Source organism: Litorilinea aerophila, from assembly GCF_006569185.2.
Lineage (GTDB): Bacteria > Chloroflexota > Anaerolineae > Caldilineales > Caldilineaceae > Litorilinea > Litorilinea aerophila.
Genome location: NZ_VIGC02000015.1, coordinates 1 through 17,148, shown reverse-complemented (window position 1 = coordinate 17,148; position 17,148 = coordinate 1). Strand labels below are relative to the sequence as shown.

Annotated in this window: 10 protein-coding genes; 5 read left to right on the top strand and 5 right to left on the bottom strand. The window is 66.2% G+C overall.

The genetic code is table 11. The annotated features are described in order from the left end of the window. Window positions 1-23: 23 nt before the first annotated feature. Window positions 24-689, bottom strand: a complete 666-nt coding sequence (locus tag FKZ61_RS12745) for a class II aldolase/adducin family protein (RefSeq protein ID WP_141610511.1) — start codon at window positions 687-689, stop codon at window positions 24-26. A gap of 101 nt (window positions 690-790) precedes the next feature. On the opposite strand from FKZ61_RS12745, the gene FKZ61_RS12740 reads away from it, so the two are divergent. Beyond that, window positions 791-1,585: an MBL fold metallo-hydrolase gene (locus FKZ61_RS12740; RefSeq protein WP_141610510.1), complete on the top strand. Its 795-nt coding sequence runs from the start codon at window positions 791-793 to the stop codon at window positions 1,583-1,585. Between the two features lie 12 nt (window positions 1,586-1,597). Here the strand turns inward: FKZ61_RS12740 and FKZ61_RS12735 are convergent, their stop codons facing one another. Then, entirely contained in the window at window positions 1,598-2,926 is a 1,329-nt protein-coding gene (locus FKZ61_RS12735; protein ID WP_141610509.1) for a hemolysin family protein, read from the bottom strand. Between the two features lie 474 nt (window positions 2,927-3,400). Between FKZ61_RS12735 and FKZ61_RS24300 the strand changes: the two genes are divergently transcribed. From FKZ61_RS24300 to FKZ61_RS12715, 4 genes are all read left to right on the top strand, one after another. After that, entirely contained in the window at window positions 3,401-4,693 is a 1,293-nt protein-coding gene (locus FKZ61_RS24300) for a DEAD/DEAH box helicase (RefSeq protein ID WP_141610508.1), read from the top strand. Window positions 4,694-5,350: 657 nt separating this feature from the next. Then, window positions 5,351-5,866, top strand: a complete 516-nt coding sequence (locus FKZ61_RS12725; RefSeq protein WP_141610507.1) for an REP-associated tyrosine transposase — start codon at window positions 5,351-5,353, stop codon at window positions 5,864-5,866. A gap of 62 nt (window positions 5,867-5,928) precedes the next feature. After that, window positions 5,929-9,111 (top strand): isoleucine--tRNA ligase, encoded by a 3,183-nt coding sequence (gene ileS, locus FKZ61_RS12720; RefSeq protein ID WP_141610506.1) that lies wholly within the window; start codon window positions 5,929-5,931, stop codon window positions 9,109-9,111. 122 nt (window positions 9,112-9,233) lie between these two features. Further along, the gene (locus FKZ61_RS12715; protein ID WP_141610505.1) at window positions 9,234-9,635 is read left to right on the top strand and encodes a DUF983 domain-containing protein; all 402 of its coding nucleotides are present in this window, start codon (window positions 9,234-9,236) and stop codon (window positions 9,633-9,635) included. 366 nt (window positions 9,636-10,001) lie between these two features. Here the strand turns inward: FKZ61_RS12715 and ppk1 are convergent, their stop codons facing one another. The 3 genes from ppk1 to FKZ61_RS12700 form a co-directional block, all read right to left on the bottom strand. After that, on the bottom strand, window positions 10,002-12,275 hold the full coding sequence (gene ppk1 / locus FKZ61_RS12710; protein ID WP_229964236.1) for a polyphosphate kinase 1: 2,274 nt from the start codon (window positions 12,273-12,275) through the stop codon (window positions 10,002-10,004). A gap of 210 nt (window positions 12,276-12,485) precedes the next feature. Then, window positions 12,486-15,356 carry a glycosyltransferase family 39 protein gene (locus FKZ61_RS12705; protein WP_170199642.1) on the bottom strand — a complete coding sequence of 957 codons (2,871 nt, stop codon included), beginning with the start codon at window positions 15,354-15,356 and terminating at the stop codon, window positions 12,486-12,488. 94 nt (window positions 15,357-15,450) lie between these two features. Continuing rightward, entirely contained in the window at window positions 15,451-16,428 is a 978-nt protein-coding gene (locus FKZ61_RS12700; protein WP_170199640.1) for a lysylphosphatidylglycerol synthase domain-containing protein, read from the bottom strand. Between the last annotated feature and the right edge of the window lie 720 nt (window positions 16,429-17,148).

Here is a 17,148-nt window from a genome sequence, read left to right as displayed (position 1 = left end):
TTGGCGTGTGTCAGCCGATGATTTCAATCATCGGCCCCAGGCCGGCCACTTGTCACGGTGGCTGCCAGTGTGTCCAGCAGGACCATCCCCGCTTCTTCGGCCGTGGCGCCGAAGGCCACGATGCCGTCCTCGTGGCCGCCCATGGCAAAGATGCCCCGGTGGCGCACGTCCGTCTCCCGGAAGAGTCGCTCCACCTCCCGGGCCATGGCTGGCGTCCCATAGGGCACATGGGCCGCGGTGGTGGGCAGGCCCAGCTGGGAAGCCTGTTGCCACAGCTCTGGGGAGTGGACATGCATCACCCAGCGGATGGTTTCATCCTGGTCGTAGACGGTGCCGTGGGTCAGGGATTCGGATGAAGGGCGGATGGGGCCCTGGGCAATCACCAGGTTCTGGTCTGGATCCCATCCGGTAACAATGGCATAATGCTGGGGCCCCAGGGTCTCCAGGTGGCCGGTCTGGGTGCCGCTGATGACGAAGCGCCGTCTGCCTGGCTCCGCGGGGAAGGGCGGGAGCCGCCGGCTGATATTGCCGAAGCCGTAACCGCCGTAGCGACCCGGATCCTGGCCGATGAGCCGCCGGCCGTAGAGAAGCTGGCGCCAGTGGTTGATCTCTTGCAGGCCTTCGGCAGGCAGGGGCGGCCCAGGAGTAAATTCAAGTCGAAATTTGATAACGCCTTCCTGGCTAGACATGCCGTATCCTTGTGCTCACGTTTTTCAAGGTGATTATCCAGTGTACCCCGGACTTCGAACTCCGGACTCCAGACTTCGGACTAATACTACGGAGGTTTCCCATGCATCCATTGACCGACCTGGCCGTGCCGGCGGGAAAGGTGGCCATTCACTGGTTCGGACAGAGCTCCTTCGCTTTCAAGGATGAGGCCGGAACCGTCGTCCAGGTGGACCCGTACTTCCCGCGGGAGCGGCCCGCCGACCGCTTCATCCACTCCCAGCCCCCTCTGGACGAGGCCACCCTGCCCACCGACTTTGTCCTGTTGACCCACAATCACAGGGATCACACCTGTATCGAGTCCCTGTTGCGTATCCATGCTGCGTTTCCCCAGTGCCGCTTTGTGGGGCCGTCCGAGAGCGTGGCCAACATGGCGGAACATGGTATCCCCGCTTCGTTGCTGACCACCCTCGCGGCTGGCGAGCAGGCGACTTTGGGCACCATGCGCGCCCACGCCGTGTGGGCCAAGCCTCCCCAGGGCGCACCCGAAGACGGCATCCCGGCTCCGGATGTCCAGCATCTGGGCTACGTGCTGGAGGCCGGCCCGGTGCGGATCTACATTTCCGGCGACCCCATCAACACCTTCGCCGACCATGAGGAACTCCTCGCACCCATCCGGGCCCTGCAGCCGGAGATCGGCCTGCTCACCACCCATCCCACCGAAGGGGAATTCCCCTTCTTTGACGGCTCGGTCAAGATGGCCCGGGCGCTGGGTCTGCGCACGGCCGTGCCGGCCCACTACGCCTGTTTTGTCAAACGCAACTACGATCCGGCGGAATGGGCTGCCCAGTTCCCCGCCGACGGCCCCCGTCCCCTCATCATCCCCTACAACAGCCACGTGATCTACCCGGAGGCGTGACGGCTCCGAAGTTCAGGCGGCTGCCTTCTGCTCCCCGCTGTCGGGGGGCGGAAGGGGCCGCACCAGGACTTTGTCCACCCGGCGGCCGTCCATGTCCACCACCTCGATGCGCAGATTCTGCCAGTCCACCACGTCGCCCACCTTGGGAACCTGCCCCAGGATGGCCATGACCAGGCCGCCCATGGTCTGGTAGTGGCCTTCCACATCCTCGGGGAGATCCGGCAACTGGAGCAACTCTTTGAAGTCGTCCAGGGGGAAGAGGCCATCGATGAGCCAGGAGCCGTCATCCCGCTGCACGGCCTCCACCTCTTCGATCTCATCGGGGCCGGGGATCTCACCGACGATGGCCTCCATGATGTCGTCCATGGTGACCAGCCCTTCCACGCCGCCGAACTCGTCGATGACCAGCGCGATCTTGGAGCGGGTCTCCTTGAAGCGCTCGATGACGTTCAGCGCGGGCATGCTCTCCGGTACGAAGAGGGCCGGACGCATCACCGCCTGGATGTCCAGGGGTTGGCCGGACATACACTGGGCCAGCAGGTCCTTGGCCAGGACGATGCCCACCACGTTGTCCAGGAAGCCATCGGCCACGGGAAAGCGGGAGCGCCCACTGCTCAGGACCTTGTCCCGAATCACGTCGGGTGAGTCGTGGATGTCGATCCAGACGATCTCCGGCCGGGGGGTGATCAGCGCGCTGATCTTACGGTCGGCCAGGCGGAAGACCTGCCCCACAATCTCTTCCTCCAGGGGCTCAAACACACCGGTCTGGGCGCCCTGTTCCAGCATGAGGCGGATTTCCTCTTCCGAAATGGTCGGTTCCTGGAGGGGTTGGATGCCGAAGAGTTTCAAGATCAGGTCGGTGGAGACGCTGAGGAGGCTGACCAGGGGCGCAGCCAGGGCCGCCAGGCGCGCCATGATGCCCGCCACCGAGGCGGCGATGCCTTCGGCGTTGCGCAGGGCCAGGCGTTTGGGGAGCAGCTCCCCCAGGACCAGGGAGAGGTAGGTGATGCCGGCCACCACCACGGTGACCGCCAGGGGCCGGCTGTAGGGCGCCAGCAGGGGAACGTTGCCCAGAAAGCGTTCCAGGTTGTCCGAAAGGGTCACGCCGCCGAAGGCACCGGCGACGATGCCCACCAGGGTGATACCAATCTGGACGGTGGAGAGGAAGCGGCCCGGCGCGTCCACCAGCTCCAGGGCGAGCCGGGCCCCAGCATGGCCTTCTTCCGCCATCTGTTGCAGCCGTGCCCGACGTGCCGAGACGACGGCCAGCTCGGACATGGCGAGAAAGCCATTGGCGGCCAGTAAAAGGAAAAGGATCAGCAGTTCAGCAAACAGTGACATATTCATGACCTGCCCGGCGCGGTTCCCGCCTTTGGCGGGAAAAATCCGGGCGCTCTGGGCTGCTTGTTGGTAAAGTCCCGCCAGGAGCCCGTCTGCCGGCAGGAGGTGCAGGCGAATTTCCCTGCCCTGCCCTCGGCGTCCGGGAAGGCGCCAGATGTTGCACGGGTATCTTACCGGCAGGGGGGGCGAATGTCAACGAAGCCAGGGTACAGGGGCGCGGCGCGGCCTGCCCATCTTGCCGCTTCCATGCGAGTCTTGTGGATTTGGGCCACCGGGAAATTAGGGAAAAGGCCCGTCCTCTGTTACACTGGGTTTGTCCGGCGGAGATCCAACGGGTTTACCCGGGCCATCAGACGGCAGCCAGCGGGCTCGCCGTACAATCGGCAACGAAGTTTGCCATCCATTCAATTTGTCATCGGGCTGAGGGTGCGACTTGGCTCAATGCAGTGACCATCGAGTCAAGGAGTACTTTACGTGAATTTTACCGATTTTTCCCTCGACGCGCGCATCCTCGCCGGTATTGATGCCGCTGGATTTGTGACCCCCACCCCCATCCAACAACAGGCGATTCCCCTGGTGCTCCAGGGACGAGATGTCCTGGGGCTGGCCCAGACCGGCACGGGCAAGACGGCCGCGTTCATGCTGCCTGTGTTGCAGCGCCTGACCCAGGGCCCCCTGCGGCGTCCCCGGGTGCTGATTATCGCCCCGACCCGGGAGCTGGCCGAACAGATCCACGAGGCCTGCACCGTGCTGGGCAAGCGGACCAAAGTACGCAGCGTCACCATCTATGGCGGGGTAAGCAAACGGGCCCAAAGCGCCGCCCTGCGCCGTGGTCCAGAGGTGATTGTGGCCTGCCCGGGTCGCCTCCTGGACCACCTGGGCGATGGCCAGCTGGACCTGTCCGGCGTGGAAGTGTTGATTCTGGATGAGGCTGATCGCATGTGCGACATGGGCTTTTTGCCCGACATCCGGCGCATCCTCACCCATCTGCCCACCCAACGCCAGACCCTCTTCTTCTCGGCCACCATGCCGGAGGAGATCCGCCTGCTCGCCGACCAGATCCTGGATAACCCGGTCACGGTCCAAATCGGGATGACCGCGCCCGCCGAGACGGTGGATCACGCGCTCTACCCGGTGCCGGGGCGGCTGAAGGAGAGGCTCCTGCTCTCCCTGTTGCCCCGCCTGGCCACAGGGCGTGTCCTGGTCTTCACCCGCACCAAGCGGCGTGCCCGCAACCTGGCCCAGACGCTGGATCGGGAGGGGTACCGCGTCGCTGCCCTGCAGGGCAACATGACCCAGAATCGCCGCCAGGCGGCGCTAAACGGCTTCCGGAAGGGCCGCTACGACATCCTGGTGGCCACCGACATCGCGGCCCGGGGGATCGACGTGGCCGAGATCAGCCACGTGATCAATTTCGACATGCCCAACACAGTGGACGCCTATACCCATCGCATTGGCCGCACAGGCCGTGCCCACCAGACCGGCGAGGCCTTTACCTTCGCCGAACAAGGCGATGAGGGCATGGTGCGGGACATCGAGCGGGTTCTGGGGGCCACCATCGAGCGCCGCCAGTTGGCCGGCCTGGACTACGGCGATTTCATGCCAGAGCGCTACGGGAGCCAGGCTTCCCAGGCGCAGACACGTCACGCCCGCCGGCGTCGCCGCAGCGCTGCCGGTTCCCATGCCCCTCGCCGCCAGAGTCGGTTTCACCGCTCCTCGGTGAGCCGCAAGGCCGCAGGCCGCCCCGCAGGGGCCACCTCTTCTTAAGCGAGGGAGTTTCTTAGGCGCAGGAGGCTGCACCGATTGGGTCCCCATGGGTAGGACGGATCTCCGGCCCGCCGGAGGTGGCCGGATCGACGGGGTGCCAGCGCCACGCCGCACAATCCTGGGCAAAATTCTGCAAAGCTTGACAACGCCTGCCCCCCGTGGTAGACTCTCAGCCAGTTTTGCGCTGGAAGGCGCGCGGTGGCAGCGCGCTGAAACCATCGTAAAACAGCGAGTACAATAGAAGCAACGATCACAATAGCGCACAATAGCGTTGATGGAGACGAGTACGCGCCGGCCAGGGGCACAGCGAGCCTGGGACGGTGGAAGCCAGGTCACACCGGCGGCGCGGAAAATCCCTCCGGAGCTGCGACCTGAACGGCCCTTTTGTCCACCGATGGGCAAAAGGGCCCAGTAGGCGTCGCCGGGGTTGTGGCACGTTACCGCCACGGCAGACTCATGTACGGGCGAGGGGCCCGGCAGGCTCTGCAGCGAGGTGTCCATGGCCAGAAAGGCTGGTCCATGGGAACCGGGGTGGTACCGCGGACTTGAAGCCCGTCCCCGTTGTGGGGAGGGCTTTTTTTGATCCCCTGTCCCGTCGGCGACAGGGACGGCTGGAGGATGGACCCGCGGTCAGAAGTTGGGTGAAGGGGATGGGCGATGGCCGACTATCGGCGATACCTGCCAGATGAGACGCTCTTCGTCACTTGCCGGACCTTTCGCCGCGAGCCCGTCCTGGCCGATGGGACGGCCGTACACCTGTTGCGTACCGTGCTGAATGGCATCAAGCAGCGGTGGCCCTTCCTGACCGTGGGCTACGTGATCCTGCCGGATCACTTCCACTGGCTGATGAAGCCCCAGCCCCCCGCCACCGTCCATCGCATCGTGGCTGCGGTGCAGCAGCGCTTCGCCCGGGATTACCAGCAGCTGCTGGGCATGCCCGAGCCTGTGCTGGTCTGGCAGACGGGCTACCAGCTCTGTCAAGTGCGGGGAGAGGAGCAACAGCGCCTGCATCTGGACTACATCCACTATGACCCGGTCCGCCATGGCCAGGTGGCGCGCCCGGAGGAGTGGGCCCACAGCAGCTATGCCATCTGGGTGGAGCGGGGACTCTATCGGTTGGGTTGGGGCTGGACCCCGCCGGATGGGCTGGCCGGGCTGGGGCCCCGGGAATGACCCGGCCTGAAAATGAACTGTGACAGGGATAGCTCTTCGGGAGGAGGCACAGGATAATTACCATGGCAACCACGACCCAAGTGAAGTTCAAGAGCGTCAACTCTGTGGTCAACTACCCGGAGCTGGAAGAAGAGATCCTCCAGCTCTGGCGGGAACGGGACGTTTTCCAGCGCAGCATGCGGGAGCGGGAGGGCGGACCCGAGTACGTCTTCTTTGAAGGCCCGCCCACAGCCAATGGCCGGCCGGGCATCCATCACGTGCTGGCCCGGGCCTTCAAGGACATCTTCCCCCGCTACAAGACCATGCAGGGGTATCATGTCCTGCGCCGGGGGGGATGGGATACCCATGGCCTGCCCGTGGAAATTGAGGTGGAAAAGCAGCTGGGCCTGAGCGGCAAGCAGCAGATCGAAGAGTTCGGCGTGGAGGAATTCAACCGCCGCTGCCGGGCCTCGGCCATGGAGTACATCCGGGATTGGGAGCGGCTCACCGAGCGCATGGCCTTCTGGGTGGACCTGAAGAACGCCTACGTCACCTTCCACAACGAATACATCGAATCCCTCTGGTGGATCTTGAAGCAGTTCTGGGATCGCAACCTCCTCTACCAGGGCTACAAGGTGGTGCCCTACTGCCCCCGCTGTGGCACGCCCCTGAGCAGCCATGAGCTGGCCCAGGGCTACCGGGAAGGGACCATCGATCCCAGCGTTTACGTCAAATTCCCGGTTCTGGGCGAGGAGAACACCTTCTTCCTGGTCTGGACCACCACCCCCTGGACCCTGCCCGGCAACGTGGCCCTGGCCGTGGGTGAGGAGATCGACTACGTCCTGGTGCAGGATGTGAGCGGCGCCCGCCTCTACCTGGCCGCTTCCCTGGCCGAGACTGCCCTGGAGCCGGGCTACCAGGTGCTGGCCCGCATGAAGGGCCGGGACCTGCTGGGCAAGCGGTACGAGCCCCTCTACCGCTTCTTCCCGGTGGAGGAAGATTACGCCTACGTGGTGGCCGGCGACTTCGTCAGCACTGACGACGGCACCGGCATCGTCCACATCGCGCCTGCCTTCGGTGCCGACGACATGGAGGTGGGGCGGCAGAACGGCCTGCCCATCATCCAGACCATCCAGCCGGACGGCACCTTCAAGCCGGAAGTCAAACCGTGGGCTGGCCTCTTCGTCAAGGATGCCGACCCTGCCATCCAGGAGGAGCTGGCCAGCCGGGGGCTGCTCTACAAGGCCGGCACCTACGAGCATACCTATCCCTTCTGCTGGCGCTGCGATTCCCCCCTGCTCTACTACGCCAAGGAGACCTGGTACATCCGCACCAGCCAGTTCCGGGATCGGCTGGTCGCGCTCAACCGGGAGATCAACTGGTATCCGGAGCACATCAAAGAGGGGCGCTTCGGCAACTGGCTGGAGAACAACGTGGACTGGGCCCTGGGGCGGGACCGCTACTGGGGGACGCCCCTGCCCATCTGGCGCAGCGACGCGCCGGGCAGCACCTACATGGAGTGCATCGGCTCCATCGCCGAGCTGGAAGAAAAGGTGGGCCGCAAGCTGACCGACCTGGATCTCCACCGCCCCTACGTGGATCAGCTCACCTGGCCGGCGCCAGACGGCGGCACCATGCGCCGGGTCACGGAAGTGGCCGACTGCTGGTTCGACAGCGGCTCCATGCCCGTGGCCCAGTGGCACTACCCGTTTGAAAACCAGGAGCTGTGGGAGCAACAGAAGCAGGCCGACTACATCTGCGAGGCCATCGACCAGACCCGGGGTTGGTTCTACACCCTGCACGCGGTGAGCACCCTCCTCTTTGACCGGCCTGCCTTCAAGAATGTCATCTGCCTGGGCCACATCCTGGCCGAAGACGGCAGCAAGATGAGCAAATCCCGGGGCAATGTGGTGGACCCGTGGGAGGTCTTCAACGTCCACGGCGCGGACGCCACCCGCTGGAACATGTACACCGCCAGCCCGCCCGGCAACAGCCGCCGTTTCAGCGTGAACCTGGTGGGCGAGACGGTGCGCAAGTTCATGAACACCCTGTGGAACACCTATAGCTTCTTCGTCACCTACGCCAACCTGAGCGACTGGCAGCCGGCCCCCGACGTCCTCGACGGCCCGGCCCAGCCCCTCAGCGAGCACCTGTTGGACCGCTGGGTGCTGTCGGAGCTCCATCGGCTGGTGCGGGATGTGACCACGGCCATGGAGAACTACGACGTCCTGGGTGTCACCCGGCCCATCGCTGCCTTCGTGGACGACCTGAGCAACTGGTACGTGCGCCTCAGCCGGCGCCGCTTCTGGGATGGCCAGCCGGAGGCCCTGAACACCCTCCACCACGTGCTGGTCACCCTGAGCCACTTGCTGGCGCCCACCACGCCCTTCATTGCCGAAACCCTCTACCAGAACCTGGTGGTGGGCGTGGACCCCAGCGCGCCGGACTCGGTGCACCTGAGCCGCTGGCCTCGGGTGCAGGAAAAGCTCATCGACGAGCGGCTGAACGCGGACATGGCCTTTGTCCAGCGCATCACCAGCCTGGGCCATTCGGCCAGGCAGGCCGCCAACCTCAAGGTGCGCCAGCCCCTGGCCCAGGTGGTGGTCCGGGTGCGCCAGCCCGAAGAACGGGCCAGCCTGGAACGGCTGCAGCAGCTGGTCCTGGAGGAGCTGAACGTCAAGAGCCTGGCCTTCGCCGATGCTGCGGGCGACCTGGTGGATGTCCAGGTCTTCCCCTACCCCCGACAGCTGGGGCAGAAGTACGGCGCCGGCTACCCCAAGATCCGCCAGGCCATGGCCCAGATGGACCAGGCCGAGCTGGCCGCCCGCTTCCAGGCCGGCGAAACGGTGGAGATCCAGGTGGATGGCACCACCTACCAGGTCACGCCCGAGGATGTGGAGGTGCGCACCACCCCCCGCATGGGCTACAGCGTGGCCGAAGGGGGCGGCTATCTGGTGGCCGTCACCACGGAGATCGACAAGGCCCTGGAGCAGGAAGGCTACGCCCGGGAGCTGGTCCGCCGGATCCAACAACTGCGCAAGGACGCGGACCTGGAGATCAGCGACCGCATCGTCACCTACATCGCCGATTCGGATCTGATCCACGAGGTGCTGGAGCACTTCGGCGACTACATCCGGGAGGAGACCCTGACGGTGGACCTGGTCCAGGTTCACCCGGGCCAGGGAGACGCCATCCCGGCCCACCTGCCCCAGACCACTTTCGAGCTGGGCGACGCCAGGATCACCGTCGCGGTCAGCAAAAAGTAGCGCGCCTCTCTTGCAGAGGAGAAAGCCAGGGGAAGAGCCGTCCTGATGCCTCTGGGTAAGCTTGTACTGCACTGGTGGGCCACAGGCACGAACGCCTGTGGCCCATTTCGGAGTGATGTCCCTTGAACCAAGATACCCGTCAGCCCATTTCGGCCAGCCGCAATCGCCTGTTGGCCATCCTCCTCCAGCGTTGCCCCGTCTGCCTGGAAGGGAAGCCCTTTGACGGGCTCCTGCACATGCACAAGACCTGCCCCCGCTGTGGCATCCAGTTCGAGCGGGAGACGGGATTTTTCCTCAACGCCATGTTCTTCGCCTATGCCCTGGGCTTTGTGGTGCTGGCACCTTCGGCCCTGTACCTCTACCTGACGGGCGCGTCCACCGCCTTGTTCACCGGGGTGATGGCGGCGGAGATCCTGCTCCTCTGGCCCCTGGTCTTCCGCTATTCCCGCATCCTGTGGATGCACGTGGACCAGATGTTGGATCCCAGGCGGATCCCGGGTTCCGCACCGGAGCCAGATGCATGATTCCTCTGTAAAAAAGGGTGGTCCGTGCAGGGAGGCAGGTCACCCCTCCTTGCGTGACAGGGCCCCCGGCACCGCTGTCCGGCCGGGAGGCCGGACCTACGGCAAGGGGTGCGGGCTCGCCGGCAGGAAGGGGGTGGTCCGTGCAGGGAGGCAGGTCACCCCTCCTTGCGTGACAGGGCCCCCGGCACCGCTGTCCGGCCGGGAGGCCGGACCTACGAGGAGGGGCGCGGGCTCGCCGGCAGGAAGGGGGTGGTCCGTGCAGGGAGGCAGGTCACCCCTCCTTGCGTGACAGGGGCCCCGGCACCGCTGTCCGGCCGGGAGGCCGGACCTACGGCAAGGGGTGCGGGCTCGCCGGCAGGAAGGCCGTCACAGGACCAGGGGTTTTCGCGCCCGCTGGATGGCCAGTTGCATCAATCGCTCCTGGAAATTCCGCGTCTCCTGGGGAGAAGGCGGCATCCGCAGGGTGTAGCGGCCCTCCGCGTCCAGATCCCAGGCCAGGCGGTTGTCCTCCAGGGCCATCTCCAGGATGCGGATCAGCCGCTGCTGCAGGGCCGGCTCATGGACCGGCGTGATGAGCTCCACCCGGTATTTCAGGTTGCGGGTGCGCCAATCTGCGCTGCCCAGGAAGACCAGGGGCTCGCCGTTGTTGTGGAAGTAGTAGATGCGGTCGTGCTCCAGGAAGCGCCCCAGGATGCTGATGACCCGGATGTTGTCGCTGTAGCCGGGGAGCTGGGGCCGGAGACAGCAGTGGCCCCGCACGATCAGGTCGATCTGGACGCCGGCCTGGGAGGCCCGGTAGAGGTCCTGGATGATGCGGCTGTCGTCCAGGGCGTTCATCTTGGCGATGATGCGGCCGTTGCCGTGCTCCTGCTGGAAGCGGATCTCGTTTTCAATGAGCTGGTGAAAGCGGCCCCGCATCTGTTGAGGCGCGACCAGGGCCTGCTCATAGCGCTGGTCCGGCGCGTAGCCGGTGAGGTAGTGGAAGAGGTTGACCAGATCCCGCCCCAGGGCCGGCTTGCAGGTGAAGTAGCTCAGGTCGGTGTAGAGCTGGGCCGTCTTGGGGTTGTAGTTGCCCGTGCCGATGTGGCAGTAGGTGCGCAGGGTGTCTCCTTCTCGGCGCACGATGAGGGTCGCCTTGGCGTGGGTCTTCAGGCCCACCAGGCCATAGGCCACGTGGACGCCCGAGTTTTCCAGCATGCGGCCCCATTCGATGTTGTTGGCCTCGTCAAAGCGGGCCTTGACCTCCACCAGCACGGCCACCTGTTTGCCCCGTTCGCTGGCCTGGATCAGCGCCTTGACAATGGGCGACTCGTCCGACGTGCGGTAGATGGTCTGCTTGATGGCCAGCACCTTGGGGTCCGCGGCGGCCTCCTCGATGAGGCGCTGGGTGCTGGCCGTGAATGACTCATACGGGTGGTGGATGAGCAGATCCCCCCGGCGGATGATGGCAAAGATGTCCCGGGTCTCCTTGGTCTCCCCCTCGTGGAGGAGCACATAGGGGATGGCCGGCTCCCACGGCTCGAACTTCAGGTGGGGCAGGTTCAGGTCGGCGATGGCAAAGCAGTCGGTCAGGTCCAGCATACCGTTCACTTCGTAGACATCGTCGGGCACCAGGTCCAGCTCCCGGATGAGCAGCTCCCGGTCGTACTCAGGCATGGCCTGGTCCACCTCCAGCCGGACCACAGGCGCAAAGCGGCGCTCCCGCAGCTCCTCGGAGATCATCTGCAGCAGGTCGTCGGCCTCCTCTTCGTCCCGCAGGATGTCGGCGTTGCGGGTGATGCGGAAGGGGTGGACGCTCACCACCTCCATGCCCGGGAAAAGTTCGCCGATGTGGTGGGCGATCAGCTGTTCCACCGGCAGGAAGCGGTAGCGGATGGAGTCATCTTTCCCGGCATCTGGGGGGGGCGGCACCTCCACCCAGCGCTTCACCGGAATTTTGACCCGGGCGAAGTGGGTGCTCTCCCGCCGGCCGTGGCGCAGGATGATGGCCAGGGAGAGGCTCAGGTTGGAGATGAACGGGAACGGGTGGCCCGGATCCACGGCCAGGGGCGTCAGGATGGGGTAGATCTGACGGCGGAAGTAGGCGTAGAGCTGTTCCTGCTGATGGGGGTGGAGATCTTCGTAGCGGCAGATTTCCACCCCGGCCTGCTCCCGCAGGAGGGGGCGCAGGGTTTCCTCCCAGGTGGCGGTCATGGTGCGATGCATCACCAGGATGGCCTGGCGGAGGAGGGCCAGCTGTTCCGAAGGGGTGCGCCCGTCCAGGCTCAGGCGACGGACGCCGGCGGCTTCCTGTCGTTTCAGGCCACCGATGCGCTTCTGGGTGAATTCGTCCAGGTTGCTGGCGGTGATGGCCAGGAAGCGGACCCGCTCCAGGAGGGGCGTGCGTTCGTCCAGGGCCATGGCCAGCACCCGCCAGTTGAAGTCGATCCAGCTCAGCTCCTGGTTGAAGTACAGGGTGGGGTCATCCAGCCCGGCGTCGGCTGGCACCGGCCGAGGCGCCACCGCTTTGGGCACGGAAAAGTTCAGGCCGGCGGGGATGGCCTTCTGGCCGCCATCCCCGGCCGCCGTATCGGCCGGGGGGCGGGCTGCCGGCCGGGTCACGGCGTTGGTCATGCCGTCGATCCGTTCATCTCGGCTCATCGCTTTCACCTGTTTCCCTTGGTGGAGTGGGCATCCTCAGATGCGGCTCCGTCCTACTGTAGCAGGTCACGCAGGGATGCGTGACATGGGGTCCCGTCCCGTTGGGTGCGGATGTCCGGCCCGGAGACCGACCTGCCAATCCGTGTCCATCCGTGTGCCATTTTTTCAGGGCAGGATGCCGACGCCGCGTTCGAACGGCATCGGAGCGGGTCACGGCGTCACCGACACCGTCCCCAGCTCCAGCATATCACGGCCCTGGTGGGTCAACAGGCGGGGCAGGTTTTCTCCATTGGCGTCATAAACCACCACCACCAGCCGGTAGTCGCCGGGCTCCGCAGGGGCGGCCGTGATCAGGGTCTGCAATTCCACCTGCTGGGGGATCCAGTTGGACGACCCGCCGGGCAGGCTCAGGTCCACCTGGGCGGCGGGCTTGCCGTCCGACCCCAGCCACTGGATGCTGGTGCTGTAGTCCGCGGCGGGGCGGTCCAGGGCCTGCCAGACCAGGGTAAAGACCATCTGGTCCCGGGCCGGCACGGTCGCCGCCAGGGGCTCGATGATCCCCAGCAGGCGCAGGACGCCGCCGAAATCCTCGCCGACGGGCGTGGCAAAGGGGGGCGGCGTGAAGAGGCGGGTACTGCCCAGGACCCGGAAGGGTAGCCGGGCAAAGGTGCTCTCCGGCGCCGTCAGCCCCACCTCCAGCCAGTAGTCGTCCGGCGCTAGGTTGAGGGGCGGCCGCAGCTGGTGGATGGTGCGGATGCGCTGGTCGTCTTCCCACTGGCTGGTGGGCAGGGTGGTGGGCATGGGCAGCTCCTGCTCGCCCACCAGGCGGTTGTCGCTACGCTGGCGCCAGCGGACCCGCAGCCGGTAATCGCCCGGCATCTTCTCCTCTGCATACCAGTGGATCTCCAGGCCGAAGGCCTGGCCAGGCTCGGCCTCTTCTGCCAGGGTAGAGGCCTGAATGAAGAGATCGGGAATGAGCTGGACCGCGGCCGCCTTGTCCATCTCGTCGGGTCCCCGGGTGGCCTGGGGCAGGTCGGCGTCCAGGATCACGTGCTTGCCCAGGGGCTGCCCCTGCCGCCCCAGGATGTCCAGCCCGGTGAGGTCGCCTTCGGCCTCGTAGACCCCCAGGCGGAAGCGGTAGGTGCCCGGCAGCGCGCCAGGGCCGGCCCACTCATCGGCCGGGATGCGCCCCACGGTCACCTGGTCGGGCCGCCAGCGGAAGGTGGGGTAGGGGTACCCGGCCGGCCGGCGATCTTCCATGCGAAAGAAGGGGATGCCATCGGCGGTGAAGGTGTTGCCGGTGATGTGGAGGTCCGGCGGCGGCTCGCTGTGCTGGGGATGGAGCTGCCAGAAGAGCAGCAGGTCACCGTTGGCCGCGACCGTGTAGTCCAACAGGTAGATCTGGTTGCCGAAGTTGATGCTTTCGGGCGTCACCGCCGGCGAGCGCATCAACACCTTCTCGGCGTGGATCTGGGTGTAGTGGCGCAGCTGGATGTGCCAGAACTCCCGCTTGATCCGCTCCTCCCGCCCGGCCAGCTGGAGCTGCAGGGGCACCAGGTTCATGGGATCCACCACGTCGTGCTGCCATTCCACCAGCCAGACGTCGGTCTTCCCCCGCAGCGCGGTGCGCAGGGCCTGGGCCGTCTCGGCAAAGTCCAGCACCGCGTTGACGTCCAGGATCTCCAACTGGGGAAGGCGCAGGGGGGGCATGTCGGGCGCGTAGTAGTTCCAGACGGGCCAGGCATGGCCACTCACCAGAACCACCAGCGGGGAGACCGCCTGGCCGGCCGCCCGTTCTTCGTCCATGCGCTGGCGGATGAACTGGCTCACCTGGCGCCATTCCGCCTTGGTGAAGGCCGGGTCGTAGAACCAGTTGCGGTCGGCGTAGAGGAAGCCCAGGAAGAGGGGCAGGGACAACAGCAGGCCCAGGCTGGTGGGCAGGTAGGCCGCCAAAAGGCCGGCCCGCCTGTCCGCGAGGGGATGGGCGGCCGGCGCCATGAGCTCTGCCAGCCCCCCACTCCACAACAGGATCAGACCGGGCAGCGCGATCATGGCGTAGCGGGCGTTGAACTTGGGCACCATGGCGGCCAGGATCAGGATGGCCAGCAGGGGCAGGATCAGCCACAGGAGGCCGTAGTGGACCACCCGCCAGCGGTGGTTTCCCCGCCAGAGCAGCGCGGCCATGGCCACCAGGGTGATGAGCCCATAGGGCAACAGCAGGCGGACCGCCTCTGCCTCCAGCACGGTCTCTCCGGCAACGAAGCTGATGGCCACATGGCGCAGGGCCTCCCACAGCTTCAGGCTTCCTTCCCAGTAGCTGGAGTCCACCGAGAGCCGGTTCAGGAGCACGGTGAACCAGGGCAGGTAGAGGCCCAGGACGGCGCCGTTGCCCAGCAGAAATGGGGTAAACGGAGAGGGCCGGGCCGGATCCAGCCCCGGCTGGGGACGCCCCGCGGCCAGCGCCCGCAGGTGCCGGCCCGTCAGCCAGTTGCCCAGCCAGTGGTCCAGCAGGAAGGTGACACCCAGGGCCAGGAGCAAAAAGAAGGCGAAATAGTGGGTGTAGACCGCGGCCGTGGCCACCAGCACATAGCTGGTCCAGTGGCGCCAGCGATCTTCCCGGTGCCAGGCGCCATGCACCACCAGGTAGCCCAGGAGGACGCCCAGGGCGGTCAACATGGCGTACATGCGGGCTTCCTGGCTGTAGTACAGGAGCAACGGATGGACGGCGCCGATGGCCGCGGCCAGGATGCCGGCCAGCCGCTGCCGGGTTACCTCCCTGGCCAGCAGGGCCAGCAGGGGGATGGTGAGGGTGCCGAAGAAGGCGGACGGGAAGCGCAGGCTCCATTCGCTCCAGCCGGCCAGGCGGCCCCAGGCGGCCACCACGTAGTAGTAGAGGGGCGGCTGGATGTCGCCGGCCGTCCAGCGGGTCAACTCCGCCAGGCTGCGCCGGGCAATATCCGCCGTCACCCCCTCGTCGTACCAGAGGCTCTGGGCCTCCAGCCGGTAGAGGCGCAGGCCAAAACCCAGCACGGTGAAGGCGACGACCGCCAGCCAGAAGACTTGTTTCGCTCGCTCCTGCATCGATTTCCGTGACAAATGGCATCGCGCCACCCGGCGGGGCATGCTCGCAACCTGCGGGGGAGACCCGCCCGGCGGCGCGATGGCTCCTTCGACGTTACTTTCTGGGTGCCAGGCCCAGGGCATGGGCGGCCTGGTGGCGCTCCATCAGGAGGCTGAGCAGGGCCATGACCGCCTCGCCCACGGCCGTGAAGAGGCGCATGGCCAGGGCAATGACGGTAACCACGGCGCCGTCCAGCAGGGGGGCCAACAGGACCAGAAACGCCCCCTCCCGCACGCCAAAACCGCTGGGCGTGAGCAGGCTGAGGAAACCCACAGCATAGGCGATGGGGTAGGCGGCCACCAGATGGGGGAGCAGCTCGGCCAGGCGGGCGGCGGAGTAGTCGCCCAGGCCAAAGGTCAGGGCGGCAAAACAGCCTCCCCACAGCAGCCAGTCCCCTGCAGCCAGGGTCAACAGCCAGCACAGCCGCCGGCTGGACAGCCGGGTCTCCAGGGTGGTGCGCCCCAGCCGTCGCAGCCCCCAGTTGGTCAGGTGCAGCAGCCACTGGGGCCGCAACAGGAAGAGGGCCACCGGCGCCAACAGGAGCGGCACCAGTCCGGGGGTCAGGCTGCCCAGGCTGCTGGTCAACAGCCCCCAGTTGCCGGTGAGGGCAAAGTAGAGGGCGGCGATGGGGGCCACGGCCAGCAGGATGATGGCCTGGTAGAGGGCGATGCTGGTGACGGTGGCTTCGGGCCGGATGCCCCAGCGCTGGCCGTAGACGGTCATGCTCAGGGGGTGCCAGATGTTGCCGGGAATATAGCGCACCACGGCGCTGAGAAACCAGATGCGGCCTGCCACATCCAGGGGAAGATGCCCCCCCAGCAGGGCCAGCAGATGGCGCCAGATGGCAATCTCCAGGGACCAGGCAGCCAGCAGCAGGGTAGTGGCCAGGGCCAGCCAGCCGCCATGGAGCTGCCAGGCGTGCTGGCGCAGGGCCTGCCACTGCCCCACGATCAGGAAGGCGATGAAGAGCGCGGCGACAGCCACCATCAGGGGCTGCACCCATTTCAGGAGTCGACGTGCTATGGCCATCATGCCAGAAACCATCCTCACCAGCGGGTGGGGAAGGCGCTGCCCGGCGGCAGGCTTCCCACGCAGGTTCCCCAGAACGGGATGCACGCTAGCAATCTATCACGAATGGGGCGTTTTGGCGAATTTGACCGCTGTCATCGCCTGACCCGGCATGTGAGTTCTTCGTGCCACTTCGTTGCGCCGCGGGGATGAATACAGCGGAATCTGCGTTCTTTTTCAGGGCAGGATGTCGGCTCCACGTGATTGGGGAGGGGGGCGAGGGACGGGCTTGGCGTCGCGGGGGGTCGTCCCTTTGACGAGTCTGGGACACATCCCACCTCCCGCCACCCCGCCTTGTCTCTTGTCCGGCCTGCCTCCTGTGGCGTATAATCAGTAGAAGCGCGGCCGTGCGCCTCTATATCCCTGCATGACGGGGGTGCAGGAGGCGCTGTCGCCCCACTGTCCGGCCAGGAGACCGGACCTGCGGCCTGCGACGCAGGTCGCGCATCCCTGCGTGACATGGGTGCATGAAGCGCTGTCGCTCCATTGTCCGGCCAGGAGACCGGACCTGCGGCCTGCACCGTAGGTCACGCATCCCTGCGTGACGGGGGGGCAGAAGGCGCTGTCGCCCCACTGTCCGGCCAGGAGACCGGACCTGCGGCCTGCGACGCAGGTCGCGCATCCCTGCGTGACATGGGTGCATGAAGCGCTGTCGCTCCATTGTCCGGCCAGGAGACCGGACCT